This window comes from Brasilonema sp. UFV-L1 (genome assembly GCF_012912105.1).
In the GTDB taxonomy this organism is placed as follows: Bacteria; Cyanobacteriota; Cyanobacteriia; order Cyanobacteriales; family Nostocaceae; genus Brasilonema.
Genome location: NZ_QMEA01000026.1, coordinates 31,372 through 56,288 on the forward strand (window position 1 = coordinate 31,372; position 24,917 = coordinate 56,288).

28 protein-coding genes are annotated in these 24,917 nt (G+C 41.7%); 12 read left to right on the forward strand and 16 right to left on the reverse strand.

The features are described from left to right. Positions 1–59: 59 nt before the first annotated feature. Both DP117_RS10785 and DP117_RS10795 read right to left on the reverse strand, forming a co-directional pair. Positions 60–761: a tetratricopeptide repeat protein gene (locus tag DP117_RS10785; RefSeq protein WP_169218305.1), complete on the reverse strand. Its 702-nt coding sequence runs from the start codon at positions 759–761 to the stop codon at positions 60–62. A gap of 142 nt (positions 762–903) precedes the next feature. Further along, on the reverse strand, positions 904–1,119 hold the full coding sequence (locus DP117_RS10795; RefSeq protein WP_169218306.1) for a tetratricopeptide repeat protein: 216 nt from the start codon (positions 1,117–1,119) through the stop codon (positions 904–906). A 576-nt stretch (positions 1,120–1,695) separates the two neighbouring features. Here DP117_RS10795 and DP117_RS10800 point away from each other — a divergent pair. From DP117_RS10800 to DP117_RS36140, 3 genes are all read left to right on the forward strand, one after another. Then, complete coding sequence (locus DP117_RS10800) at positions 1,696–3,270, forward strand: mechanosensitive ion channel family protein (RefSeq protein WP_169218307.1); 1,575 nt, start codon at positions 1,696–1,698, stop codon at positions 3,268–3,270. A gap of 549 nt (positions 3,271–3,819) precedes the next feature. After that, on the forward strand, positions 3,820–4,479 hold the full coding sequence (locus DP117_RS36135) for a hypothetical protein (RefSeq protein ID WP_248277615.1): 660 nt from the start codon (positions 3,820–3,822) through the stop codon (positions 4,477–4,479). 46 nt (positions 4,480–4,525) lie between these two features. Further along, positions 4,526–4,903 carry a hypothetical protein gene (locus DP117_RS36140; protein WP_248277616.1) on the forward strand — a complete coding sequence of 126 codons (378 nt, stop codon included), beginning with the start codon at positions 4,526–4,528 and terminating at the stop codon, positions 4,901–4,903. Positions 4,904–5,078: 175 nt separating this feature from the next. Here DP117_RS36140 and DP117_RS36145 read toward each other — a convergent pair whose 3' ends face one another. Both DP117_RS36145 and DP117_RS10815 read right to left on the reverse strand, forming a co-directional pair. Continuing rightward, entirely contained in the window at positions 5,079–5,600 is a 522-nt protein-coding gene (locus DP117_RS36145; protein ID WP_339381162.1) for a transposase family protein, read from the reverse strand. 110 nt (positions 5,601–5,710) lie between these two features. Beyond that, the gene (locus tag DP117_RS10815; RefSeq protein WP_169218308.1) at positions 5,711–5,977 is read right to left on the reverse strand and encodes a transposase family protein; all 267 of its coding nucleotides are present in this window, start codon (positions 5,975–5,977) and stop codon (positions 5,711–5,713) included. A 131-nt stretch (positions 5,978–6,108) separates the two neighbouring features. On the opposite strand from DP117_RS10815, the gene DP117_RS10820 reads away from it, so the two are divergent. Then, on the forward strand, positions 6,109–6,387 hold the full coding sequence (locus DP117_RS10820; protein ID WP_248277617.1) for a hypothetical protein: 279 nt from the start codon (positions 6,109–6,111) through the stop codon (positions 6,385–6,387). Between the two features lie 88 nt (positions 6,388–6,475). On the opposite strand, the gene DP117_RS10825 is transcribed toward DP117_RS10820, so the two are convergent. Then, the gene (locus DP117_RS10825) at positions 6,476–7,003 is read right to left on the reverse strand and encodes a dihydrofolate reductase family protein (RefSeq protein ID WP_169218309.1); all 528 of its coding nucleotides are present in this window, start codon (positions 7,001–7,003) and stop codon (positions 6,476–6,478) included. A gap of 346 nt (positions 7,004–7,349) precedes the next feature. Here DP117_RS10825 and DP117_RS10830 point away from each other — a divergent pair, with 346 nt between their 5' ends. Then, positions 7,350–8,144 (forward strand): DUF2993 domain-containing protein, encoded by a 795-nt coding sequence (locus DP117_RS10830; RefSeq protein WP_169218310.1) that lies wholly within the window; start codon positions 7,350–7,352, stop codon positions 8,142–8,144. 549 nt (positions 8,145–8,693) lie between these two features. On the opposite strand, the gene DP117_RS10835 is transcribed toward DP117_RS10830, so the two are convergent. The 3 genes from DP117_RS10835 to rsmA form a co-directional block, all read right to left on the reverse strand. Next, positions 8,694–9,020, reverse strand: coding sequence for a DUF3082 domain-containing protein (locus DP117_RS10835; protein ID WP_169218311.1), 327 nt, complete (start codon positions 9,018–9,020; stop codon positions 8,694–8,696). A 46-nt stretch (positions 9,021–9,066) separates the two neighbouring features. Then, positions 9,067–10,017, reverse strand: coding sequence for a 4-(cytidine 5'-diphospho)-2-C-methyl-D-erythritol kinase (ispE, locus tag DP117_RS10840; RefSeq protein ID WP_169218312.1), 951 nt, complete (start codon positions 10,015–10,017; stop codon positions 9,067–9,069). A gap of 123 nt (positions 10,018–10,140) precedes the next feature. Then, positions 10,141–10,989, reverse strand: a complete 849-nt coding sequence (rsmA, locus tag DP117_RS10845; protein ID WP_169218313.1) for a 16S rRNA (adenine(1518)-N(6)/adenine(1519)-N(6))-dimethyltransferase RsmA — start codon at positions 10,987–10,989, stop codon at positions 10,141–10,143. 310 nt (positions 10,990–11,299) lie between these two features. Here rsmA and DP117_RS10850 point away from each other — a divergent pair, with 310 nt between their 5' ends. The 6 genes from DP117_RS10850 to DP117_RS10875 all read left to right on the forward strand — a co-directional run bounded on the left by DP117_RS10850 (position 11,300) and on the right by DP117_RS10875 (position 13,633). Beyond that, a complete protein-coding gene (locus DP117_RS10850) occupies positions 11,300–11,512 on the forward strand; it encodes a chlorophyll a/b-binding protein (RefSeq protein WP_169218314.1) in 213 nt (70 codons plus the stop codon). 72 nt (positions 11,513–11,584) lie between these two features. After that, entirely contained in the window at positions 11,585–11,797 is a 213-nt protein-coding gene (locus DP117_RS10855) for a chlorophyll a/b-binding protein (protein ID WP_169218315.1), read from the forward strand. Positions 11,798–11,869: 72 nt separating this feature from the next. Beyond that, positions 11,870–12,109, forward strand: a complete 240-nt coding sequence (locus tag DP117_RS10860) for a hypothetical protein (protein ID WP_169218316.1) — start codon at positions 11,870–11,872, stop codon at positions 12,107–12,109. A gap of 171 nt (positions 12,110–12,280) precedes the next feature. Then, entirely contained in the window at positions 12,281–12,820 is a 540-nt protein-coding gene (locus tag DP117_RS10865; RefSeq protein WP_169218317.1) for a hypothetical protein, read from the forward strand. Then, a complete protein-coding gene (locus tag DP117_RS10870) occupies positions 12,817–13,032 on the forward strand; it encodes a hypothetical protein (protein ID WP_169218318.1) in 216 nt (71 codons plus the stop codon). The genes DP117_RS10865 and DP117_RS10870 overlap by 4 nt, the downstream gene beginning before the upstream one ends. 352 nt (positions 13,033–13,384) lie before the next feature. After that, the gene (locus tag DP117_RS10875) at positions 13,385–13,633 is read left to right on the forward strand and encodes a hypothetical protein (protein WP_169218319.1); all 249 of its coding nucleotides are present in this window, start codon (positions 13,385–13,387) and stop codon (positions 13,631–13,633) included. Between the two features lie 91 nt (positions 13,634–13,724). Here the strand turns inward: DP117_RS10875 and DP117_RS10880 are convergent, their stop codons facing one another. The 6 genes from DP117_RS10880 to DP117_RS10900 all read right to left on the reverse strand — a co-directional run bounded on the left by DP117_RS10880 (position 13,725) and on the right by DP117_RS10900 (position 20,715). Beyond that, a complete protein-coding gene (locus DP117_RS10880; RefSeq protein WP_169218320.1) occupies positions 13,725–15,584 on the reverse strand; it encodes an alkaline phosphatase family protein in 1,860 nt (619 codons plus the stop codon). Positions 15,585–15,816: 232 nt separating this feature from the next. After that, a complete protein-coding gene (locus tag DP117_RS10885) occupies positions 15,817–18,192 on the reverse strand; it encodes an AAA family ATPase (RefSeq protein WP_169218321.1) in 2,376 nt (791 codons plus the stop codon). A gap of 203 nt (positions 18,193–18,395) precedes the next feature. Next, complete coding sequence (locus DP117_RS36940) at positions 18,396–18,527, reverse strand: hypothetical protein (protein ID WP_282440271.1); 132 nt, start codon at positions 18,525–18,527, stop codon at positions 18,396–18,398. After that, positions 18,514–18,954: a GIY-YIG nuclease family protein gene (locus DP117_RS36150; RefSeq protein WP_248277618.1), complete on the reverse strand. Its 441-nt coding sequence runs from the start codon at positions 18,952–18,954 to the stop codon at positions 18,514–18,516. The genes DP117_RS36940 and DP117_RS36150 overlap by 14 nt, the downstream gene beginning before the upstream one ends. A gap of 38 nt (positions 18,955–18,992) precedes the next feature. After that, positions 18,993–19,607 (reverse strand): hypothetical protein, encoded by a 615-nt coding sequence (locus DP117_RS10895; protein WP_169218322.1) that lies wholly within the window; start codon positions 19,605–19,607, stop codon positions 18,993–18,995. 4 nt (positions 19,608–19,611) lie between these two features. After that, entirely contained in the window at positions 19,612–20,715 is a 1,104-nt protein-coding gene (locus DP117_RS10900) for an ATP-binding protein (RefSeq protein ID WP_169218323.1), read from the reverse strand. Between the two features lie 137 nt (positions 20,716–20,852). On the opposite strand from DP117_RS10900, the gene DP117_RS10905 reads away from it, so the two are divergent. Further along, the gene (locus DP117_RS10905; RefSeq protein ID WP_169218324.1) at positions 20,853–21,161 is read left to right on the forward strand and encodes a hypothetical protein; all 309 of its coding nucleotides are present in this window, start codon (positions 20,853–20,855) and stop codon (positions 21,159–21,161) included. Between the two features lie 106 nt (positions 21,162–21,267). On the opposite strand, the gene DP117_RS10910 is transcribed toward DP117_RS10905, so the two are convergent. Then, positions 21,268–22,911, reverse strand: coding sequence for an acetolactate synthase large subunit (locus tag DP117_RS10910; RefSeq protein ID WP_169218325.1), 1,644 nt, complete (start codon positions 22,909–22,911; stop codon positions 21,268–21,270). A gap of 224 nt (positions 22,912–23,135) precedes the next feature. After that, positions 23,136–24,503 (reverse strand): NAD-dependent succinate-semialdehyde dehydrogenase, encoded by a 1,368-nt coding sequence (locus DP117_RS10915; RefSeq protein WP_169218329.1) that lies wholly within the window; start codon positions 24,501–24,503, stop codon positions 23,136–23,138. Between the last annotated feature and the right edge of the window lie 414 nt (positions 24,504–24,917).

Sequence of the window (24,917 nt, forward strand, 5' to 3'; positions counted from 1 at the left end):
GCAAATAGGATCAAAGAGCTTATAACTGTTCTAGTTGTTATAGTGTATTTGAATTCACCTCAAAAATTCAGTATTTGCTCCGCTTTTTTGATTTGCTCTTGACTAAAGGCAGCTTGCTTGAGATGACTTAAAAAAGTTTGCTCGCGGTACCTCGAATCTAAAGTCATAGCTTTGGTATAAACTTTTTTAGCAGCATCTTTGTCACCATTATCCCAATAGGCGATCGCACTAGCAACTAAAGGATGAGGATTATTCGGTTCAAGAATAGCAGCACGGTTAGCGGTTGTAATTGCCAAGTTATAAATTTGTAATCTGTGTAATGCTAAACTCAAGTTATAATACGCAATTTCATTATCTGGCTTAAGAATTGCTGCCCAAGTATGAACCAAGACTGCTGCTGTTAAGTTGCTATCCACAAGATAAACAATTCCCAAAGCATTGTATGCTGGAACAAAGGTAGGCTTTTGATATATTGCTTGCCATAAAGATTGTGCTGCTTGTTGCTCATGTCCAGCTAAATGCTGTGTCCAACCCAAATTAACTCGTCCCATAAGATTTTTCGGTTCGAGTTTTACAGATTTTTGCATTGCAGCAATTGCTTCAGGTAGCCGTCCTTGTTGACGATACAAAAGCCCTAATTGTCGATAGTCACCAGCGGTATTGGCAGCACTAGCTAAAGGTATACCAAGAGCAAAAGTCAAGAATAAAGATGCACAAATTCCATGAGTTATCTTTACTTTCGCTAGTTTCAACACCTTCATTTTGAGTATCCTTTATGGAGTTTATTTTAATCCAACATTTTAGGATCAATGCCCATAGCAGCGAGTTGTTCGGGGGAAAGCACTCTCAACTTCTCTACTATTCTCTCGCGCTTGTGTCGTTTTAACCTGTGCAAACAGGATATTAAGGCAGTGATATCTTAAGAATCTCCGCTCCTTTAGGACGGAGAGTGTCAAATTCACCAATTGCTTCTTCGGCTTTGCCTTGTTGATAAAGAACATTGCCGAGTTGATAGTGTTCAAAAGCATTTTTGGGGAATTTCTTGATCAACTTGCGTAAAGTTTCCTCTGCGGCTGCAAATTCTCTTTGACCATACAAAATATTTGCTTGTTGAATCAAGCGCGATCTGCCGAAGCGCGTAGCGTGCGCTTTGCGCTCGTAAGGCAAGCGTTAGCGCAGGCCCCCTAAGGGGCTAGCTATCGCTCTTGTTCCTCCTTGTCTATCACTTGTACCAGTATCAAATCACTCTGTAATCCTTTTTTGTTCTGAGGGAACGCTGATAAGCTATGATGAATTACATTGGTACTATTTTTTGGTAAATACGTAGTATCGGCTAACACCAACGGCAAAGTGTAGATAACAGTTAAGAATCCCAGCATGAGAAAACTAAAAGGTTTCACAAATTCTGACTTCTGTAGGCTTTTCAGGTTCCTTGCGAACATTACCTGAATGGTTTATTGTCATAGTTTTAGGAAAGAACATCCAGCAGAAAGTGGAATCAGTATCTGCTGTTCAAAATATTTTACCTAAATAAGAGCGTGACAATTGTGTCTGAGCGCGAAAATGAGCACAATGACACGCCCATCTAGATAAGCAGCTAAATTTCACTTTAATGACATACTAATGACTTTAGCTGAAGATGAAATCTGACAAGCCAATGTACTTCACTCAAGTTTTTTACATTCATGTTTAGATATGAACATACTAATTATTCTAGCTGAACTCGGTTTTTTAATACTCATTTTCTCCTTGTTGAACTGGCTTATTGGAATAATTGTCAGCCAGTTTACTAAGGTTTCTTGGCTTCAGGGGAGATCTGCGAATATCACCTTTGTGCGCCGAAATATCAGCAGACTTTTAATTTTTACTTGTGTGGCGTTGTGTCTGGCGCTGATTGGTATAAATGGGGTGGTGATTTATCGAGGCGGAAACATCAAGGAATTTCAACTTAACTTAATTCGCAGTGTTCCCAATCAATTCTGGGTCAATCTCTTCACGGCGAGCTTGAAAAGTGTGAGCCTGCTGATACTGGTTAATTTCAGCATACCACCTTTACAACGAGGTATAAACTCGGTCTGCGATTACGCTAAGAAGGTTGATCAAATCAAGGCTAATGATGAGAGTACTGAGGCTTTTTTTCAAGTCTTAAAAAGAATTATCACTCATACTCTTTGGGTATCATCTGCTATCTTATGTGCTAAATTTTTCTACCTGCCAGAAGTCGTTCCCAAATATCTTTATATTGCCTTAAAAATTTATATCATCGTCACAGTTGGTTTACTCATAATCAAAGCTGTTGCTACTATCGTTGACACTCTCGATGCTCTCAGTCTTAAATACTCTAGTTCTAATAATCTACTGCGTTTCTACGAGCGTTTACGCCGCCTGATTCCACTGTTCAAAAAATGTTTGGAATACGTTCTCTATGTCGGCATAGTAAACCTCGTTGTTCCAGAAATAGAATTTATCGCTTGGATAGGTGCTTATACCCCCAAAATCGTTCAGATAATTGGAATTTTCTTTATCAGCAATGTTTTGATTGAAGTCGCTTACTTCATCCTTGATGAGTTCTACCTCAAAACTACAGATTTAAATGACTCAGAGCAACAGAAACGACTGACGCTCATTCCCTTAATACGGAGTTTTGCAAAATATTTCATCTACTTCACTGCCGTAGTTAGCATACTCAAGATCATTGGCATTGATCCTGCGCCTATCTTAGCAGGTGCAGGGATTGTGGGTATAGCAGTTGGTCTTGGCGCACAAAACCTCATTAATGATGTCGTTTGTGGATTTTTGATTCTGTTTGAAAACTATTACTTGGTGGGTGACTATATCGAAGCCGGGAAAACGGAAGAGAGAAGTGTTGAGGGGATTGTAGAGGCAATTGAGTTGAGAACGACTCACATCCGACATCCTGATGGTCAATTACAGATTATCCGGAATGGGGATATTGGATCAATTATCAACTACTCTAAGCAGTATATATATGCAAGGGTAGAACTTAGCGTTTCCTATGACTCCAATTTAGATCATGTGTACAGGGTAGTCGAGAAGATAGGACAACAGTTAAAGGCGGATGATCCAAATATTCTAGAACCCACGCGAGTCGTTGGAATAGAAAATTTTGGGGAGCATAATTTGTTGCTTCTGACGCTGACAAAGGTTAAACCTGGAAAACACCTTCATATCCAGCGTGTTCTCCGCAAAATATTCAAGGAAACTTTTAGCCAGGAAGAAATTGAGATTTACGGTTTTTCCAAGGGTTGACACTAGTTTTTTAAAACTATATAGCGTAGCTTGTTGGTGAAAAATTAAAATTAAATCATACTAATGGTACATTGCAATCTGAGATTGCAACATTTTACTCTATTCATAGTTTTTCATTATTTAACAAAAAACAACAGAGGCGTCAGTCCCCAGAATGTGTCCTGTGGACAAGCTGCGCGTTGGCGAACGCAAATGCGTGTCCCCTTGGGACTCAGCCTGTGCTTTGCGCTTACAGTAGTAACTCTTTAGACACTCAGTTGAATACATGGGTGGTCATCGTCTCTATAAAAATAGTAAATTTGGTGGTTAATGATTGGTTGTCGGTTTGAATTCCCAACCAAATTGATTTTGAAGTCTGACTTTTTCTTAGACATACAAGTCAGTTAAAAAATACTTATAGTCGTTAGTTTTGATTAGCTAATAGAAATCAGCATTTGTGTCAGCTTTATTTTTTTTTTGGGATTTTCTTATCAGAAAGGTCCACTAAAATCGATTGATAATATGATAGATTGAGATGACGAATAAAATATAGAAAAAAGTGTTAAAACCATGATAAGGTCATTAAAAGATAACGAAAAAAAAACCTCCACAGCCGACTGGCGACTAACTCCTGGCTACTTGCATGAAAGTAGATCTGATTTTGAATCAGTACATATTTTGTTAGGTCGTTTCCTGGCAGATAGAACTTCTGAAGCTCCATTAGTAGAAAAAGAATTGTTTGCTCCTGATGGTATTTTTGAATGGGGACACGCCGTACCTTTAGAAAAAGTGATTTATTCACGAGAAGATTTTGAGTTTCTCCTTAAAAATCCCAGTCTGTTACGCAATTCGATAACTATTATTGAACCGTGGGAACATGTAGGCTTTAACGGTCTTGGTGAAGATGTTCGGGCTTCTAAAAATGTTGCCTACATTGCTCAGAAAGTCGCTGACATGGACTCAGTATTATTGCCTGTTTGGTCCTGTGGAGTCATTGATCCAGAATTAGTTGTTCCGGCAATCACCTCTGGTTATGCTGTAGTCGTGGAAGGAGGTGATCCATCGACGTACGATCCATCCACTTGGACAAGTCCGGCATGTCCGCGAGATGATATGTTTGCATTAGTGGAAAAATTACTGATTTCGCGATCTGCCGAAGGCAGCAGCGAAGCTATCGCCCGCGAGTGCTCCTGTCATCTTCATTTGTGTAGGGCATCAACTAGCAGCTGAATGTCACATACGACTGATCCGCAAAGCCGTTAAAGAAATTCTGAGCTTGACATCTCTAGAACGTGACAAGGATAACAGAGCACTCAAATCACTGCAAGAAGTCGCTCTTCGCATTGAGGCTATGGGCAAGACACTCGAAGTTAAAAAGCGTGATGGACGCCTCGTTGCGTCTGGCTGGAATGATGAGCATTTTGCAGTTACGCGCAATGAATTAAAGGAAGTTGGCGCTCGCGTGTTATTGCCCTATCAATCTCCCGACGGCGATACTTTAAATATTCCTTGGGAAATCATTCATGCCCACGATGTTACGTCTGACACGCATGAAGGTGTGATTGACACAACGATTCAATATGAACATGAAGTCTCGATTTCGATGTTTCACTCTGATGAAGTCAACGAAGAAGCAATACTATTTGCTAACTAGACATCTCCGAAAAATGCCAATAGTGCTCTATGACTGGCTTTAAACAGGCGATCGCTAGTTTCAAATATCAGCCAGCCTGCACGCAAAAATAAGCGCTTGAGACAGTTAGTGTTGATAATAATGCAAAAGTAAGTATCTTTACACGCCAATTTTGACCTGGTTTAACGGCGATACTTTATTTTGGTAATACTAAAGCTTCTATTCGCAATCTTACAAGTCCACAAATAGTCATGATTACCTGTTCGTATTTACGTGGATTTAATCGAAATCTTTCAGAGGCAACTCGAAATATTTTAACAAAACGAATTAAATGTTCAACAAAAATTCGTTCCGACGCCAGTTCTTTATTTTTCTCTTTTTGCTCTAGACTTAATTCTTGTTTTTTTGGCTTTTTTGTAGGAGTCTTAATTGATAGTTCTCCTTCATAAGCTTTATCTCCTTTGAACCTTTGATTAGGGTCAAAGCCTTTGTGACCTTCACGGAATAAATTTATATCACTTTTTGGTCCCGGTTTTCCCACGATTACATCAACAATATCTTTTCCGGATGGTAAAACGATAATTTGATTTTTAAATGTATGACTTTTCTTTTTACCAGAGTAATACCTTTTCTGTTCTTTATACTCGCTAGGCCGCTCTCTAAGCTGTTCAGAGTTATCTACTATTAGTTCGTAATCGGTTAAAATTTCTTGAACTATCTCATAGTCACTCGTGTTTTTTTTACCTGTTCAAGTAAGCTTGATGGCAAGAGTTCTTGTAGGAGTGGAAACCAGTAGTTAAATGTATCATTTGCTGTTGATTCACTCACTCAAAACTGGATACCTAGCAATTGAAACGTTGTCAAATGTCGCAAATATGTCAGAGTTAACAAAATTTGCTGTTCGCTGGACAGCTTTACCTTGCGACCACCCCCTTTATTAATAATTCTAACTTTCTTTGCTTCTATCTCCTGCTGCTTTTGGATATGTAAGGCGATCGCCTGCTTTATTAGTTGTTTTAGCTGCTCGTATTTCAGACCAACCAATCGTTGTGTTTCCTGAGGATTGTATTCAATGTAATCTAGTATGCTACTCATGTTCTTGTAGTCAAAAGGTTATTTTATACTCTTTTACCACAGAAAACTTCTATTTTGGAGATGTCTACTGGGCTTACCGCAGTATTCATGATGCCATTGTTCCCTATCGACACATCATCGCTGGAAGTCTTTTGTCATGGCTGATACAACTACCTGATTCTGTGGAAATTCTTTGTTCGACAGCAGAGGAAGGTGGTGAAATAGTGACAGAATGTTCGGCTACCTGTATTAACTACAAAGACTTTGAGACTAAGAAAATCCGGCGATCGTTTACTTGCCAGTTTCATCCAGAATTGCTAGAGGATCTGCGTGCAATTGGTAACGGTGAAGCTCCTTCTTATTCAACTCTGAAGAAGGATGATGGCGTTCGCTTATTTGTACGACTGCTGTATGCAGGAATGCAAGAGTAGTGACACAGAACCCCGACTTCGTAAAAGTTGTCGGGAATCTTGTTTTTCGCGGAGCGCGTAGCGTGCCCGTAGGGCATATGATTTATGACTAGTATATATTTTTTTTCAAATCATAAGACACTTGCAACAATCCAGAATCATAAGTTTTCACATTTTTGAACTCCAGTGCTGTTTCCAAGCTTGAATCATTCACAATTAATGGAATTCCATTCCCTAGAATAATTGGATGTATCGAGAGAATCAATTCATCGACAAAACCGTGTTTCATGAAATAATGAATTGTCTGTGCTCCCCCAACTAACCAAATATCATGACCGCTCGATTGACGCAACGCGTTAATAAAATCTTTCCAATTTTCCTTGACAAATTCCACGTTGTTATCTCTTTCGACTTGCACAGTTTTTGAAAAAACAAAACCTTTTTTATCTTTGTATGGGTATTCCCCAAATGTCAGTACTTGATGATATGTTTTACTCCCCATCAGTACTGTATCAATTTGGTTAAAGAACTCATTGTAACCGTAATCTTGGTCAGTAAATAGCCAATCTACCTCTCCTGATGTCCTCGCAATGTACCCGTCAAGACTAGAGGCAATGAATAACCTTATTTTTCGCATAATCTTGTTGCTTTCCTTTCAAGGACTTTGCAGATTAATACTACTCTCGGCTATCAAGACTTTACGGAAAAATAGCAGGATATTTCGTTTATCCGTTTCAAGATTCGGTTAGACTAGGCTTTAGGAAGCAACATCAACTGCTCAATAATATGAAATCGGGTTGAATAGGTGTCATTGCGAGCGAAGCGTAAGCGCAAAGCACAGGCGCAGCCAACCCGTAGCGTGCGCTTTGCACGAGTGCGCTGCAGCAAAGCAGCAGATCGCTAGTCATTCCATCATCAAAAACTTGCTGACTTCTTCACAATTTGTTACAAGAAGACAAAGACCTTTATAAACTTACACTAGAATGCTAGGCGGACTTACTGGTTTAACAGATCCTAAAGGCAGTGACTGGGGCGAGCGCATGCTCAACACTGTCGCGAGCCAAACGATTCGGCATTTGTTCACCCAAAGCGAGTCAGTAGAAGTCTCTGTCCGCTGCAATCCTTCAAGTAAACTTTTGCAGGGCAGCATCGATAGCTTTACAATGAAAGGTCGTGGCTTAGTTATCCGCAGACAATTCGCTGCTGAAGAACTTTTTGTAGAAACTGATGCCGTAGCCATTGACTTTAGTTCCGTTTTGAGCGGTAAGCTGCGCCTGAAGCAACCGACTCAGGCGATCGCTCAAGTTGTCCTACTAGAAGACGGTATCAACCAATCTTTTAAAGCAGAATTGGTGAGAAAGCGCTTAGAAAATCTTACTGCACCAGCATTGACAGCATTCTCTGGCGGTCAACCAGTTTCTTTTCCCGAAGTCCAAGTAAAGTTACTACCTCAAAATCGATTGCGGATTTTCGCCAAGGCAGATTTAAACAACGGTACACTCGTACCACTATATATGACTGTCACTATAGGTATTGAACGACGGCGACGTGTTAGTTTTAAAAACCCAGAAATTGAACTTGATCAAGTCAGCGAAGCACAAAAGGAAATATCACGAACCTTGAGTTTAGCATTAGTGGAAATTTTAGATAATATGGTGGATTTAGACCGCTTTGACTTAGATGGGGTGAAAATGCGTCTTAATCGTTTAGAAACAGAGGGTGAACGGTTGATTTTTAGTGGTTATGCAGAGATTGAACGTATTCCTAGAAATCCCTAGTTTCCATTTCATGTTTACAACGTTGAGTTTGTCAAGCAAATTTTAGTCCAATACGGTTGCTGATAAGATATAGCACTCACAAATCATTTGTGAAAAATTAGAAACCCGGTTTCTAGCAGAAACCAGGTTTCTGGACTCCAGCAATTTTTACAACTCATATAGGATGGCTATCAATACTGCTCGGTTAAGGAAATTAGGTGGGGCTAAAACTATTGAAATGTCGTTGTCTATGGTGTTGAAAAAAATCTTAACCGAGTAGTTTTGCAATCGGTGGGGGCTTGAACCCACCACCGATTTCAGACCGCTGAAAACGAAGTGGAGAGCGGGAGCTTGTACTCGGAATTAATTAATTCAAAAATTTTCCTCTTCTTCATTTTGAACGAGCGAACTTTGAACTTTGAATTCAAAAAAGGTCAACGCCCAAGGACAAGAAATTCAATGGGAGCGCCGTCAAGCCGAATATTTTACCGAAGATTTAGGCAATAGTGTCACTGAATGGTATTTTCTTTGCCTTCTGACTTTCAAGAACAGGTGGATGAAGGTTTGCGTTTAGCTTGATTCTTGCTTTTTCATCAACTGCTGCACCAATAACTGCACCGCCAACGCCAGCAACCCGATCGCCACTATTCCAAATACCCCACTTCCCAAAGCCATCATACCAACAACTAAGGTACGCACTGCAGAAGCAATCTTCAGTACTATAACGTTATCTGAATGAATGGGTTTCGTTGCAAAAGTTGTGGCTGTGGCAATCATCAGAGAGTATACTCCATACGCAAGTGCCCCCGAAATCATTGCTCCAATTACACAACGTAAGGGACTTGATTGAAGCTGCGTTTGAGCCTCTACTTGTTGCGTTATCTTCTCATCACTCATAAAATCTTCGCGTCCTTTGCGTCTTGGCGGTTCGTCTATCTTATCGTTACACTGATGATGTTATCTGAATTCCATGTGAAGTCATCCGAGTCACAAACAATTCTAAATCCTCATCAGGAATTGTCTCCCTCACACGAAGCTTAACTTGTTCCGCTTGCTGTTGGGACTCACAAATCGCAAAGACACTAGGACCAGAACCAGACATCATTGTCCCCAAAACACCAGCGTTAGCAAAAGTTTCTCGCAATTGCAAGACTTGCGGATATGCTGGTAACACCACACGCTCTAAATCATTATGCAGCTTTTGAGCAATTTCCGTTGTGTCCTGATTCAGAATAGCTTTGACTATTGGTCCAGAGTGTATGGCTGCTGCGCGAGTTGTTAAGCTGTCGGTATCTTTAAGATAGGAATCACCAAATTGTTCTCGATAGATTTTGTATGCCCAAGGGGTAGAGACTGCAAGACTACGATATTTACCTAATACTATATATATGTTGTCTAAACTAGGAAGCACAGAAAGTTGCTCACCTCTTCCTGTGGCGATCGCCGTCCCACCCGCCACACAAAACGGTACATCTGAACCTAGTTGTGCTCCCAATTCCTCTAACTCTGACTGAGTTAACCCCAAATTCCAGAGTAAATCTATTCCCACCAGCACCGCTGCTGCATTCGTCGAACCTCCCGCTAACCCCGCTGCAACAGGTATACGCTTGTTGATGGTAATATTAACGCCGCCATATTTGGCAAAGGCGGATGGAAACTCCGCCGCCATAAGTTCGGCTGCTTTGTATGCAATATTACTATTATCTACGGGAACTTCCGGATGAGGACAACGAACGCGGATGGCTTGTGTATCGCCTGCTTGTAGATAAATTTCGTCAGCTAAGTCTATGCTTTGAAGTATCATGACTAACTCATGATATCCATCAGGACGGGCACCAATAATTTCCAGATGTAAGTTGATTTTGGCAGGGGCGATGAGGGTGTAAGAACGCATATTCAACAAATCAGTGAACAGTGAACAGTGAACAGTGAACAGTGAACAGTGAACAGGCTACTGGTAACTGATAACTGATAACTGTTTTAACTGCTGAAGACTGAGAACATGGGAAAACATGACTCATGACTCGTCACCCAGAAATGATAACTCATTTGCTAGAGCCACCCACTGGCTGACGCTGAGGTCTTCAGCGCGAGCTTGAGGGTTTATCTCTAATTTTTCCAGTAATTGTGACAGGCGATCGCGTTCTACAACCGATTGCAAATTATTTCGTAACATTTTACGTTTTTCCCCAAAGCCCAATTTCACTAAAGTTTCTAATCGTCGAGTATCTGTGGCTGGTGTTTCTATAAGACGTGGAGTTAAACGCACGACTGCTGAATCTACTTTGGGTGGTGGATGAAATGCTCCAGCTGGGACAATGTAAATTAGTTCGCACTTTGCCAAATATTGCACTCGTACCGATAGCGCCCCAAATGCTTTTGAGCTTGGTTTTGCAACCAGCCTTTGAGCGACTTCTTTTTGTACCAAAAGCACTATCAAGTCATAAGGTTCGGGGTTTGGGTTAGCAATTGTCCCCAGAAGTTTTTCTAGAATTGGTCCTGTAATATTGTAAGGAATATTAGCGACAACTTTATTTTGTTTCCCAAAAACTGGAAATGGTGATAGCAGGGAAGGTAAATCTAGATCTAAAAAATCTCCTTGCAAAAGTAAGAAATTTTCTTGGCGTCCGAATTGTTTGATTAGGCGATCGCACAAATCCCGGTCTATTTCCACTGCTAGCAAAGATTCTACCAAAGATAATAAGCGGCGAGTCAGAATCCCTGTACCCGGACCAATTTCCAGAACCCTGTCAGTAGATTGTAACTGGGAAGCTTGAATAATCTCGTTGAGAGCTTTTTCACTTTTGAGCCAATGCTGTGCAAAGACTTTGCGTGGTCTTACTTTTTGAAACTCTGTTTCTGTCATGCTTGCCTGAGTGTGAAGTACTGAAACGTGTAGCTGTCTCACCTCCACAATAAACCTGTGTTGCACTCTCAAGTGCTTGTTTATTGGTCAAAGGACTGATCAAAGCTGAGTGCTTAACTAGCAAAATCTTAAAACCTATACAGAGCAAGCAATACGAGAACCATAATACATTGCTTCATTTGAGCTAAGTACGGTTTTCTCTACCTGTGAAGTACGGTTTTGACTCATCATTTTCTTTGTAAAAGACTTGCAACATTTGTTTACATTGCTTTACATTAGTTAACAAGAGAAAGAAAACAAGGAGACAACGATGACAGGACGCACTTACGTTGTAGAAGAAGGAAACAGATTAAACAACTACGCGCGAGAACCCAAGATGTACGTGGACGAAACCCAGAAGTTTGGCTTCACCGAGTACGCTGAGTTACTCAATGGGCGTTTAGCAATGATTGGTTTTGTCGCACTCATCGCGCTGGAAGTTCTGACCGGACATGGTTTTATCGGTTGGCTTACAAGCCTGTAATCACGAAAACCTGTAATCGCGAAAAATAAAATTCCTAGAAAATAACCAAGAAAAAAAATTAAGGATAAAGCCATGACAGGACGCACTTACGTCGTAGAAGAAGGAAACAGATTAAACAACTACGCAATCGAACCCAAGATGTACGTGGACGAAACTCAGAAGTTTGGCTTCACCGAGTACGCTGAGTTACTCAATGGGCGTTTAGCAATGATTGGTTTTGTCGCACTCATCGCGCTGGAAGTTCTGACCGGACATGGTTTTATCGGTTGGCTTACAAGCCTGTAATCACAAAACTGGATTTTTAGAAAATCATCAATCTGTCATCAATCTGTGTAGATAAATTGTGGAGGAATAACGATGAGAACTGACTTTGACTTTCCTAAAAAAGAGTTAGTTGGACCTGTTGTGTTTAGACCTGATTTTAACAACTTTGAAGCAATCACCGTCAATCAAGCTTGGTCATTATTTTTCACCGCAGGTCAAGAAGATAAAGCACTGGGAGCAAATCCTGAATTGGGTAATTTCTTCACTTACCTGTTCGTTGGCGTTGGAATAGCGGGAACTCTCTGGGCTATCATTTTCAACAGCCTTGCATGAATAGCTATCTCAAGCTTGTAGTTAACGCAAAATTTTCAAGGAAGTCCTGGTTACCTTAACCGGGACTTATTTTTTTGGAGTAGAATTTACCGCAATCATCAATTGTTGGAGTGTAGTCAAGTACTGAACTAGATTTAACGTTAAGAACTGATTTCACCAGAGGACAATTGTATGAGCGATAAGCGTTTGCGTAGCGCGCCCTTCGGCGCTAGCTTGCTGCCAAAGGCAGATCGCGATCAACTCAGCGACTCAAATGACTACGGTGCTAAGTTTGAAGGTTTTTTTCTCCAGATGGTTATACCGGGATTGGAACACAGAGTTAAAGAAATCGTTACCAAGACACTGGGTTCAAATTGGAAGGTTAAATCGATTGGAGATAATCGCACCGAGTTTGAAGTAAGCAAAAAGGGAGATACACTATCAGTTAAAGAAGCTTGGGATAAAACATATGATCTGCGTTCTGGGCCGGGTGTTGTGGATGCACAGCCATTATTTGCTGTTCCCATACCGTCTTCTGACTGGAATCAAGAGTCCAAACAGGCAGTTGCAGGTTTTCAGCATAAAGCTTTAGACGAAAGCAGTGATGTAGAGTGGAGTCTTAAGCAACTTCGAGTCTTGGAGGCATGGTCACGCTTTTTCCCTGATCCGAATTTACCACCAGGACATGGGATTGTCATTGGGCTTCCTGATACAGGTTACCAAACCGATTGAAAGAGGTAGGACAAGAGCTAGCTTTTTACTTTGCTGTCAACCCAGAACTTTACAAGCAATTTGCAGCTGCTCTATCTAGTAAACAACCTCCTGAAACTCAATTGCAAACAAAAACTTTGACTGAGTCACCAAAGCCAAGGAATTTGGAGCAGATACGTGAGATGTTGTTATCACAGGGTGTATCTAAAGTCTTGCAGACAAAACTGAGTTAAGCTTGCGTAGAGAAATTTGCGTTGCGTATTTGCAACTTCTATCGCTAAAGCAAGCTTTTTAATAAGTTCTGTAAAGAAATAGCAAATCTTGCGTAATCTTCTTTGCCTAAGCTGATAACTATGGTAGATGCTGCAACAACAATAAAAACGTTCCCTGCACTGTCAGTTTGACAGGTAGGGTTTTTTTTACACAAATACAATATCTACCATATTAATCACAGTCAGTCATCATACCTAAGTTAGTTATTTGTAATCATTTTTATTGATTAAATTAACAAGAAAATATATTTGTCTTTATCGTTTTGTCGGTATACAAATGAATTAGAGAGATTTTATAAACAACAGGTGGATTATGAAAGAGCAAATAGACAAACATGAGTTTATTTATCCAAAACGAAGTTACCACGGTCACTTTACGCCAGAGGCTTTTGTATTCAACGCTAACTTACAAGAATTTGCCACACGCGTTAGCTACATTTCTAACTTACAGACTCTTGGAAAGCTTTCTCCAAAAGACGCTTACCAGCAAATAAGTGAACTCTGGGAACAGTTAAAACAAAGCTATTCAGAACTGGGGATTGATTCAAGCACAGTGAGTTAGGATTCTACACAATTGAATCTGATTGTGAATACAAATCCCCAAAATATGAGTCAAAAATCGCTGCTAGATAGTGCATGCGTCAAATTTATGATCACAGTCCAAGGGTACGACCTGGAAATCCAGCAACATCAAAATAGCGAGTTTTTCCTACCGTTTGATACTTGAGGATGGTTTTTAAACCATTAGCAGCGGATGGAGATTTCAGGGTAAAAGATTTATACTGAACGCTATCAGGTCCATTGACTAGCGCTTCACTTAACACTCGACCAACTAGTTTACCCTGAGTGGACAACTTCAAATCCAGTATTTTCGCTATGGTGACTGCAACATCTGCGTTACTTGCTGGAGCTAAGTCTTCATAATCTTGTTTAAAATCCGGTCCAATTGCTGCCATCGTGTTGTAAGTATCTGCACGACTAAAGCTACCGTGTATTCCCTGTCCTTGCTGCAAACCTGTATCGGCTAACTCCGCACCACACGCCGTAGGATTACCGCAACCTGTATCGAAGGAACGAAAGTTTATTAAGATGGAAGGCTTGGGGGTACGTGCTGCGCCTCGAAGAGCGATCGCATCCATTGGTAAAGTTCCAGGAATTTTTCCCAAAGCATCATCCACAAAGATACCGCTGATATAATCTTGCTTCAGCAGCAGATTTATAATTTTTTGAGCAGTCGCTTTTTTGTTTACTGTATTAGGTAAATAGAGTAAATCAGAACCGCCATTAGCAGCGACAATAACATCTGGCTTTTTAGGGTCTTTTCCAATAAAGCTATTTCTAGAAAACTGTCCTTTAGTTGGATCTACAGTTGCATTGTTGTTATCTGGATCAAACAGAGACAGTTTCAACTCTTGTGCAATATCAATCGCCACAAAACCAGGTGGGATAAAGCCTTTTGGTACTTCTGGGTAAGAAAGCGTTGCTGAATAACTAGTTTTACTCTCCTTACTAGTAGTTGAAAATCCGTGGTCAGCAGTCAAGAATATATTTGTGCTTGCTTCTAAACCTAAATCTTTTAATGCAGTGCGAATTTGAGTCAGGTTCTTGTCAACATTTTGGCGGGCTGCTTGCACTGTAGGACCATTAATACCAGGAACAAGCTGGTTGAGGCTATCACCGTGATTATGCTGTGTACCATCTGGGTCACGAGACCAGAAAACCAGCACAAAAGGTTTTTGCCGTCGCTTGAACAGTGGTAGGATGACCTTAGTCGTCACATCAGCAAAATATTGCTGCTGAGTTGTATTGGCAACTTTAGTACCAGGAGTCTTGCTATCACCAGCTTTACCATTGTCACCTCGTGAAGGTGCTGCTGTTGGTAATGAATTTTTGGTAAGCAATTCAGTGATTTCAGAACTCAGGGAAATACCTGTAGGTGTACCAGTAGCGTCATCAAAAATGATAGTTGGTTCATCCTTTTGCAAAGTAATATCTTGAATTAAAACAGGTCCGATTTTGCCGATAGCAGCAGTGCTGAAACCAGCTTTTCTTGCAGCTTCTAGAAGAGTTTGTTCGTTGAGATAGTTAGCACCAAACTGTTTGTTCACTTCTTGGAGAACAGCATTGTTTTCTAGGAAGGGGACAAGGCTGTTTTTGGCACTTTTGACTGGGGCGTTGACTTGGATAGTATTGCTAAAGTCACCTGTATCGCCTAAATAATGACCGGTGGCGATCGCCGAAGCATTAGCAGTCGTAAAAGTCGGAAACAAAGAGTGACTATTGGTAAACTTGACACCCCGTTCCCGTATCTCATTCATAATTGGGGTATCGGTAGCATTTATCGAAGTCGGACGCAGCCCATCTGCAACGAAAATGACCATATTATGTTGTGTCGCTTGCTGTTGTGTTGTTTGCCCAGAGCGTTTTCCAGGCGATGCTGTACACGCTACGATAACTGCTATAACGAAAAGGGTTAGGAATACCCAGCGGTAACCGTGTGTAAAAAACCGCATAAACTTCCGGATATGAGGACACCAAGATTGTATTACTAGAAGGTTAAATTTCAATCTTTAGGTGTACGTCAAACGGCTGAATAATATTATGTGCGGATATTGTCATTGCGAGCGGAGCGCTAGCGAAGTGAAGCAATCTCCCCCTCACGCTAAATCTTTGAGATTGCTTCGCTCCATTACATTCCGCTCGCAATGACGAGTAGTAAATGATTAACCAAACTTGATATCATCTCTAGATTTGAGCAAACCACCGTCGAATCAACTCTACTTGGAAGCGAAAGCCGTCCTCAACTTCCTCAATAAACTCGCGTTGCAACAGTAGTTTAAAAGCGCTTTCCGATACATCAGGAAGTTTTTTTAATATAGTTATTTTATTGAATATTGCCCCTTCTCCTTGTGCTGCCAAGTATTTCAGGATAGCTAACCCCGCAGCGTCAACCTGGTTATTTTGAATATCTGCAAAAAAGAAACCACTACTACTCAAAGCTTCTGGAACCGCAGCTTCCACATCTGCTAAAGTTGCCAATCGTCGCACTGAGGGGTCTTGCTCATTTTTGAGAACGACAATTTCACCACACAGTAATTGTACGAGGAATGGGTGACAGCGGGTAAGTTGCAGCACTCGCTCCACGGCTTCTGGTTCATAGCGTAGGGTAAAATCTTTGACAGGGCGTTCAATGAGTTGACGGGCTTCGTCTTCTTTCAGGTAGCTGATATGCACGACTTGGACGTTGATGAGGTAACTAGCCCAGCGCTGATATTCTTCAATAGTATGCGAGCCAGCAATTAATATCTTAAACTTGGGACGATGTTGGATGAGATTACGCAGCATTCCTAAAACATCTTGCTCATCAAAGCGCCCTTTGGAAATGGCGCTATCGAGTACCTCGAATTCGTCTAGGGAAAGCAGTGCTGTATTATCCTGTAACGCTTCTTCTACTTTATCTAACCATTCATTAAAGCAGGTGAAAGGGTCTTTTTCTAAATCTTCCCGTGTCAAGGATGGTAAAGTTAAAGCGCTTTGCCGTTTGGCTGATGTTATCATTCCTCTGGCGAGATTGTAGAGAAAACCTGCATTGTCACTTGCTGATGACGGTGCGCCTTGCAAGTCAACAAACATGGGGATGATGCTATTGGGTAGCAGGCGTCCCAGGTTGTTTAGCAGGGAAGTTTTACCCATGCGCCGCTGTCCGTAGAGTAGCAGAGGTGGACGACGGCGGTCTAAAATTAATTGCTCAATGCGCGTGCCGATATGATTGCGTCCGGTGAAGATTGCTTGCTCTAGTGTCAGGGGAACGCCGGTAATATAAGGTGAGTCAATTTCTTTGCGAAGTTCGGTGGCTTTAGCGAGTACCTCTTTATAGTTGCCAATTATCTGACGCCAACTTTGGGCGATGGGGTAGAAGCGGGGGGCATATTTATTGCTAGTGCGAGCTAAGTTTTGCAACTGTGCATCTAAACTGTCAACAACAGCCCTGAGTGCTAGACGCTGGTTGTAAGAACTTTGCTGATTTAAAGCCGCGTCCACATCCCCGCTGATGCGAGTGAAGATGTTTAGTAGGGCGGTAACTGGGCTTTTAAGTTCACCAACTATTAGTTTTTGGTGAATGTCACGGATGGCTTCTATATCATTACAGCGTTCTAAACTGCGTGCATCCAGTTCAATCTGTACTACCTTCTGGGCTCCTGGAATTGCCCAGTGGCGGCTATGACTCAGGTAATCAATAGCAGCTTGTCCCTCAACTGCGTTACGCTCAGCTACTAATATTAGGTGCTTGTCCAAGCCAATTAGAGGAAGAAATTGCCACTCATCCCAAAAAGCAGAATGATAGCGCAATCGACTTGGATCAGTGCCTGTAAGTGCTTTGTCCAATAGATAGAGCAGAGTATTCCATATCGTTAGGAAGGGGTAGAGCACCACAGGTCGCCATAAGTTTATAGTGGTTCCCATTATGCTAATAAACATCACACCCCATACCATGCCGAACACCAGGTTTCCCACCATGCCGAACACCACGCTCCCCAATATGCCCAAAACCACACCTCCCACCGTGCCGAACACCAGGCTCAACGCCACGCCAAAGACCACGCCCACCGCGACACCCCACGCCATGTTCCATGCCATATCGAACACGATGCCTGCCGCTACGCCTGCTGCCATGCCGAACGTCACACCCAAATTCACACCACACCCTACGCCCCACGCCACATCCCACACCACGCTGAACACCAGAGCCCAAGCGACGCTCACCACCACACCAACCAACACACTGACCACCACACTGAACACTGCTCTCCCCACCACACGAACTGCTATACTTTCTGCTGACTCACCCCATCCCCACAGCACCACGCTTCGGGTTAAATTAGTCAGGATAGGCAAGACAATGAATCCTTGTATCAGCAGCTGCCATAGCTTCTGATTCCGCCAGTCTAAAGGGTTGTAAGAGTCGGGGTCTAGAGCAGGGTCAATGTTGACTAAGTGATTCCGCAATGCTGTGGGGCGGAAGAATAGCCAGAACAGCAGTTGCAAGCTACCCAGTATCAAGTTGGGGTGCTGCTGGGGTGCATCGGTGTAGATTTTGGAGTAGTCGATGGTGGGTGTCATTAGGAATTAAAACTAAATTTATGTCATTGCGAACGCACCGCTAGCGCAGTGAAGCAATCTCCCCTGACGCCAAATCTTTGAGATTGCTTCCCGCCACGCCTATGGCTGACGCCACGGCTATCGCCGAACGGCTCGCGGCTTCGGCTCACCCACTTTGTTGCACTCGCAATGATAAAACAGAGTATGTCATTGCGAACGCAGCGCTAGCGTAGTGAAGCAATCTCCCCTAACGCCAAATCTTTGGGATTGCTTCCCGCCACGCCTGCGGCTCGCGGCTTCGGCTCACCCATTGCATTCCGCTCGCAATGACACTGTGTGACTTTATAATTCATCATATAAATCTTTCCATTCTTGATTAAGACTATTGACTAAATCAATCTTCTTTTGCCTAGAACCAGCTTTAATCTGTTTTTCTCTACTAATTGCTGTCGAGGCATCTTCAAATATCTCATAGTAAACTAATTTAGTAATATTGTATTTTTTCGTAAATCCTTCTATTGATTTTGATTTGTGTTCGTAAACTCTCCTTTGTAAGTCGTTAGTCACCCCTGTGTAAAGCACGGTGTTATAATGATTCGTCATTATATACAAATAGTATTGTTTGTTCATTTTTAATAATTTATTGATAGATGCGTGACGAAATCTAGAATTTGAGATTGCTTCGCTACACTTCGTTGCGATCACAATGACATTTTCTATTTCGTCGTTAGTGACGAAATCTAGGATTTGAGATTGCTTCGCTTCACTTCGTTTCGCTCGCAATGACATTTTCTCTGTCATATAATGAATATAACAAGATATCATTGCTCATCCAATTGCAATTCACACTGTTGAAAAACATAATTAACCGCTGCAAACAGCCGCTCTAAATCCTGAATTGTATAAAAAGTTTTATTTTGTGTAAAAATATCTAAACTCAGCTTGCCGAACTGCCAGACTGCCCCATTAGAAACAATTCCAAAGATAGTTTGTTCTGGCTCATTATTCAGCCGTTGTACTGCCAACATTTCTGCTAAACACTGACCCCAACCTTCAGTAAAATCGCTTTCTTTCTTCGCCTCAACTAAAACAAAATATGGCTTGTCAAAAACTACTGTCCCAAGGGGAGAGCGCTTTGCCACTATGTAATCAGGAACCCCGCATAATTTCTCATCATAAATCAATGTTTGATGACTCCAGAGAAGAAAGTTACTCCGGTAAGCTTTCCAAACTTCTTTTAAAATCGGATAAATGATATTCTCACAAATAGCTATTTCTGAATTATCAAAAACACCTTCATTAAAAATTAAATCTAATTCTTGACGAAAAATATCACTGATTAAAAATTCTGTCTCAACAATAAAATTATCCCGCACATACTTAATTTGAAATTCTTTGGCAACAGCGCCAATACTCTTGTAGCTACTAAAAGGCATTTTTTCACCTCTGTGTTTGTGCTTCCAACAAATGAGCAAATGGCTCTATCTGTCGTAACCCTTCCTCGCGCCAATTCTCATCAGTCTCCCCATCTTCTAGATTAAACAATCTTTCCCGACAAAGAATTTGCAGCAAGAGTGGTAAGCATTGACTTTGTTGTAAAATCCACTCTACATCTTCCTCAGCGAAAGTAATAGGCGAACTCGCTATCAATTCCCGTGCTTCTGCCTCAGTCAGCGCTCCCAAAGTTGCGGTATAACCGAAAATATTGAAGAAAGGCGAACTATGCCCTGTATTGCGAGCAAGTTCAATGGGTGATTCGTGGGTTGCTAAGATAAAAGCCAGATTTCCCCTTGTGTGGTTCGTCGCCAACGAACGCAAACACTCCCAAAACTCATCATCTAATTCCGGACAGCGTTTCAACCCAACGCCAATTTCATCAAGTAAGATGACTGTGGGGGAATGTAGATTATCGCTGACTATATCCATGAAGTAATCCAAATTACAAAGCGTTGGCACTTTTAAACTCAGGCATTCTAGGATATAGCTCAATAACCTTTCTCTGCTTGCCATACGCGGATCTTGGAAGTCTACGAATATCCACTTGTAATTTTCTGGATGCGGTAGCCAGTCGTACTTTTGTGCTGCACGCAACTGTTCTGGTGGAGTGGTAGTGATGTTTTTCAGGTAGTGCAGCAGAGAAGTTTTGCCAATGCGCCGCTTACCGATAATTGCAGCGTTTTGTAGGGGATGGCGTTTGAGTAAATCGAACAGGCGCTTGAGTTCTTTTTGTCGTCCGAAAAAGTGGCGAGGATGAGTGATGGATGAACCAGTGATGAAAGGTGAGGTTTCCTCAAGGGTTGTGCTTGAGTTGAGTTGAGTGTCTGATTCTTTATGCGCAATTTCTTGCCAATTTAGCTCTAATTTCCGGCAAATTTCTACAAAATACTGGTAATCAACGGGTTTGCTACCAAGAAAATTTTTGACGGTGGATAGAGATATCCCCAGATCATCAGCTAAAGCTTTCTGGCTGGGATAGCTGTTACGCTGAAGAGATGATTTAACTTTTTGCTGGTACTCTTGGGCAACTTTAAGCGATCGCGCCATCACTTATCATTACAAAACTATTTTGAGTATATCAACCTCCAGTCAACGATAAGTCAGCCACAACTCAATGATTTCCCAACCAGGATGTCGTCTCCTGACAGATTTTAATGAAATTGTAGAGTTGACAAAGACGACAAATGTACGATCAGCAAATTCAAAAAATGATGTCTGAAGAACTCTTTAGTATTTATCGCCAGCAACGGCTGCAAGATCGTAAAGCATTCAATCTCGCTTACAGTTTAACAATCCTCGGTGCGATAATTGGTATTGCAAGTGTTGTACTACTATTGTCTGGAAAAGTTTCCGAAGGAGCATTTACTGCTACCGCAGGGGGTATGTATACATTTGTTAGTACCTCATGGCGAAAAATGACTAAAGATACTGATGACAGCTTGGAAAAGGTTGCAAGGGCGCTAGAAGACAAGTTAACAAAAACGAACCGCTAAGACGCCAAGAACGCCAAGAAATCTTAGCGACGCCAGATACCTACGGAGGGAAACCCTCCTGCAGTACTGGCTCGTCTTGGCGTCGTCTTGGCGTGAGGAAAATCTCCTACACCGCACAATTCAACTCAACGGCTTTTCTGGAGAAACGAGCATTCTCCCGGTAATCAACAGGACAATCTATGACTGCTGGAACATCCTGTGCTAAAGCCTCTTTCAAGACAGGAACCAAATCAGTAACAGATTCAATACGGTAGCCTTTTAGACCCATACTCTCAGCAAATTTAACAAAATCAGGGTTGCCAAAATGCACAAAAGATGATCTACCTTTGCCGAAGTAATTTTCTTGTTTCCACTCAACTAAACCATAACCACCATCATTAAAGATGAGGGTGACAAAGGGTGTACCAACACGTAAAGCTGTTTCTAATTCCTGGCAATTCATCATAAAGCCACCATCACCAGTTGCAGCAATAACTTTGCGCTTCGGATGCACGAGTTTTGCGGCGATCGCTCCAGGAATTGCTATACCCATTGCGGCAAAGCCATTGGATATAATGCAAGTATTCGGGCTATGGCAGTGATAATGGCGGGCAATCCACATTTTATGTGCGCCAACGTCAGAGATGACGATATCTTCTGGTCCCATTACTTGTCGCAAGTCATAAATTAACTTTTGAGGTTTAATGGGAAATCCGTCATCATGAGCATATTGTTCATAGTCAGCACGGATATTTGTCCGTAGGCTGATAGCCTGGGGATTAGGCTTACCTTCGCGATCTGCAAATTTTAAGATTTCAAAGAGGGAATCAGAAATATTTCCTACGACTTCAACGTTAGGGATATAACTACTATCAATTTCTGCAGGGGTTACGCCAACATGAATAATAGGAATTCTTCCATCAGGATTCCATTTTTTCGGGGAAAACTCAATCAAATCATAGCCAATGGCAATGACTAAATCTGTGCTATCAAAACCACAGGTAATAAAATCTCGCTGTTGCAATCCTACTGACCACAAAGCTAAGGAATGAGTGTAAGGAATCACACCTTTGCCCATGAAAGTATTGGCAACAGGAATGTTCATCTGACTCGCAAATTGTGTGACAGCATCGCTTGCTTGGTCACGAATCGCCCCATTACCAACTAGAATAATTGGGTTAACTGCTTGGGAAATTGCTGCGGCTGCTGCCCTAATACTTGCAAAAGAAGCGAAGGTTTTTTCGATGTTATCCTTACGTAAGGGATTGCCTTCTGCAGGCATAGCGGCAATATTTTCTGGTAAATCAATGTGAACTGCACCTGGTTTTTCACTTTGCGCCCGCTTAAATGCTTTGCGCACAAGTTCTGGTGTAATACTCGGTCGTACAATCTGTTTATTCCACTTTGTCACCGGGGCAAACATCGCCACCAAGTCTAAATATTGGTGGGATTCGATGTGCATTCTATCTGTACCGACTTGCCCAGTGATTGCGACCAAAGGCGCACCATCAAGGTTAGCATCTGCTACCCCAGTCATCAAGTTTGTCGCCCCTGGACCAAGAGTCGAAAGACAAACTCCTGCTTTTCCTGTCAGACGTCCGTAGACATCTGCCATGAATGCTGCACCTTGTTCGTGACGAGTGGTAATAAACTGAATGGAAGAATGTTTTAGCGCCTCTAAAACGTGTAGATTTTCTTCCCCAGGTAGTCCGAAAACGTATTGCACTCCTTCATTTTCCAAGCACTGTACAAGTAATTCCGCTGTGTTCATATTTCCTCTAATTATTCCTCTGGGTTGATTGCACCTGATGTGGTTTCTTGAAGAAGAATTCAGGAGTCAGTTGTCAGAATCCAGCTTGGGGATTCTGTACACGTGGCAGATGAATTTTGGATTTCAGATCCCCGCCTGTAGGAGAGGTCTTAGTTGAGGTAGGGTATAAAGCCTTACTTCAAAATCTTCTGACTTCTAGATTCTGACTCCTATATTCTGTTTTGTTATTTCACCCACACAGTTTTAACATTTACGAATTCATGTATACCTTGGATACTCAATTCTCTGCCATATCCAGAACGCTTAATGCCACCAAAGGGTAAGCGAGGGTCAGACTTCACCATACCGTTGATAAATACTGAACCTGCTTCGATTTCTTCGATCAGGCGATCGCATTCTTGAGAGTTCGTTGTCCAAGCACTAGCACCTAAGCCAAACGGTGTCGCATTTGCGATTTTTATCGCTGCGTCAATATCCGGTACACGAAATAACATCGCGACTGGACCAAAAAACTCTTCCTGCGCCACTGGATTCTCTGGGGAAATATCCGTGAGAATGGTTGGTGGATAAAAGTTACCAGGACGATCTGATAAAGGATGTCCACCTGTCAAAACTTTTGCCCCACTCTTAACACCTGCTTGCACTTGCTGGTCTATTTCTTTAAGAATATCAGGAGTTGCTAATGGACCTAAGTCAGTTTCGCTTTCCATCGGATTACCAACTTTCAGTGCTTGGAATTTTTCTAGTAATAGCTTTTCAAACTTGTCTGCTATTGTCTCAACAACAATGAAGCGTTTCGCTGCAATACACGATTGCCCGTTATTCAACATTCTCGCTGTCGTTGCGGTGGCTACTGCCGTTTCTAAGTCTGCACTTTCCAATACAATAAACGGATCGCTTCCTCCTAATTCCAGGACAGTTTTTTTAATTTGTTTTCCTGCTGCAGCCGCCAGACTTGCGCCTGCTGGTTCGCTTCCTGTTAATGTAGCAGCTTTGACGCGCTCATCACTCATCAAATCCGCAACCTTGCTAGCACCTATCAATAGAGTTTGAAATACACCTTGTGGAAAACCTGCTTTTTGTATAATTTCTTCTATCGCCAAAGCACATTGTGGAACATTGGAAGCGTGTTTGAGTAATCCGACATTCCCAGCCATCAAGGCTGGTCCCACAAAACGAAACACTTGCCAAAAGGGAAAATTCCACGGCATCACTGCGAGAATAATACCTAATGGTTGATATTTTATAAAACTTTGGCTAGCATCGGTTTTTACTGAAGTGTCAGCCAGAAATTCAGCCGCGTGTTCAGCGTAGTAACGACAAACGAGGGCACATTTTTCGACTTCGGCGATCGCCGCTTTCAAGGGCTTACCCATTTCCAGTGTCATCATCTTGGCAAAATCTGCTTTTTCTTGTTCTAAAATCTCAGCAGCTTTTTGCATCCAAACAGAACGTTCTTGAAAAGAAGTTTTGTGGTACTTCTCAAAAGCCTGTTGTGCCAAATCTAATTTTTGAGCGATTTCTATATCATTTAGTGGCTCAAAAGTTTTCAGCAACTCTCCAGTTGCTGGATTAATTGTGGCGATCGCCATACCCTGACCTCTCCGTAAAAAAATCACGCTTAGGTAACTTCCGTATGTTACGCACACCCATCACGGAAACTACTTTATTGTAGTCTTTCAAAAAATACTAACTTTACTTATATTCAAATTTTGCAATTAAAATTGACACAAAGTATACATAATACATGTGTATTTATGCTTACAATCTCCATTAAGTAAATGTGCATTTCATTGACCCTGGTTGATTGTAGCAGGATGTGCCGCTGTAGTGAAAATAAATTTTAAATTTAAAATATTTTTTAGATTTTCGTTCTGACAATGACGTTGAGAATCCTACACCTACAAAGAAGAGAGCTATAAGCTACAAGCGCAACTCTCGGTATCCCGTTATATCATGTCCGCTTAATTACTTACAATTCCCAAATTTACCCCACCCGCCTAACG

What these genes read in the sequence shown, in the direction of transcription:
- DP117_RS10785 (WP_169218305.1), bottom strand. Translation starts at nt 761, where the DNA reads ATGAAGGTGTTGAAACTAGCGAAAGTAAAGATAACTCATGGAATTTGT.
- DP117_RS10800 (WP_169218307.1), top strand. Translation starts at nt 1,696, where the DNA reads ATGAACATACTAATTATTCTAGCTGAACTCGGTTTTTTAATACTCATT.
- DP117_RS36135 (WP_248277615.1), top strand. Translation starts at nt 3,820, where the DNA reads ATGATAAGGTCATTAAAAGATAACGAAAAAAAAACCTCCACAGCCGAC.
- DP117_RS10815 (WP_169218308.1), bottom strand. Translation starts at nt 5,977, where the DNA reads ATGAGTAGCATACTAGATTACATTGAATACAATCCTCAGGAAACACAA.
- DP117_RS10825 (WP_169218309.1), bottom strand. Translation starts at nt 7,003, where the DNA reads ATGCGAAAAATAAGGTTATTCATTGCCTCTAGTCTTGACGGGTACATT.
- DP117_RS10830 (WP_169218310.1), top strand. Translation starts at nt 7,350, where the DNA reads ATGCTAGGCGGACTTACTGGTTTAACAGATCCTAAAGGCAGTGACTGG.
- DP117_RS10835 (WP_169218311.1), bottom strand. Translation starts at nt 9,020, where the DNA reads ATGAGTGATGAGAAGATAACGCAACAAGTAGAGGCTCAAACGCAGCTT.
- ispE (WP_169218312.1), bottom strand. Translation starts at nt 10,017, where the DNA reads ATGCGTTCTTACACCCTCATCGCCCCTGCCAAAATCAACTTACATCTG.
- rsmA (WP_169218313.1), bottom strand. Translation starts at nt 10,989, where the DNA reads ATGACAGAAACAGAGTTTCAAAAAGTAAGACCACGCAAAGTCTTTGCA.
- DP117_RS10850 (WP_169218314.1), top strand. Translation starts at nt 11,300, where the DNA reads ATGACAGGACGCACTTACGTTGTAGAAGAAGGAAACAGATTAAACAAC.
- DP117_RS10855 (WP_169218315.1), top strand. Translation starts at nt 11,585, where the DNA reads ATGACAGGACGCACTTACGTCGTAGAAGAAGGAAACAGATTAAACAAC.
- DP117_RS10860 (WP_169218316.1), top strand. Translation starts at nt 11,870, where the DNA reads ATGAGAACTGACTTTGACTTTCCTAAAAAAGAGTTAGTTGGACCTGTT.
- DP117_RS10865 (WP_169218317.1), top strand. Translation starts at nt 12,281, where the DNA reads ATGAGCGATAAGCGTTTGCGTAGCGCGCCCTTCGGCGCTAGCTTGCTG.
- DP117_RS10875 (WP_169218319.1), top strand. Translation starts at nt 13,385, where the DNA reads ATGAAAGAGCAAATAGACAAACATGAGTTTATTTATCCAAAACGAAGT.
- DP117_RS10880 (WP_169218320.1), bottom strand. Translation starts at nt 15,584, where the DNA reads ATGCGGTTTTTTACACACGGTTACCGCTGGGTATTCCTAACCCTTTTC.
- DP117_RS10885 (WP_169218321.1), bottom strand. Translation starts at nt 18,192, where the DNA reads ATGACACCCACCATCGACTACTCCAAAATCTACACCGATGCACCCCAG.
- DP117_RS36940 (WP_282440271.1), bottom strand. Translation starts at nt 18,527, where the DNA reads ATGATGAATTATAAAGTCACACAGTGTCATTGCGAGCGGAATGCAATG.
- DP117_RS10895 (WP_169218322.1), bottom strand. Translation starts at nt 19,607, where the DNA reads ATGCCTTTTAGTAGCTACAAGAGTATTGGCGCTGTTGCCAAAGAATTT.
- DP117_RS10900 (WP_169218323.1), bottom strand. Translation starts at nt 20,715, where the DNA reads ATGGCGCGATCGCTTAAAGTTGCCCAAGAGTACCAGCAAAAAGTTAAA.
- DP117_RS10905 (WP_169218324.1), top strand. Translation starts at nt 20,853, where the DNA reads ATGTACGATCAGCAAATTCAAAAAATGATGTCTGAAGAACTCTTTAGT.
- DP117_RS10910 (WP_169218325.1), bottom strand. Translation starts at nt 22,911, where the DNA reads ATGAACACAGCGGAATTACTTGTACAGTGCTTGGAAAATGAAGGAGTG.
- DP117_RS10915 (WP_169218329.1), bottom strand. Translation starts at nt 24,503, where the DNA reads ATGGCGATCGCCACAATTAATCCAGCAACTGGAGAGTTGCTGAAAACT.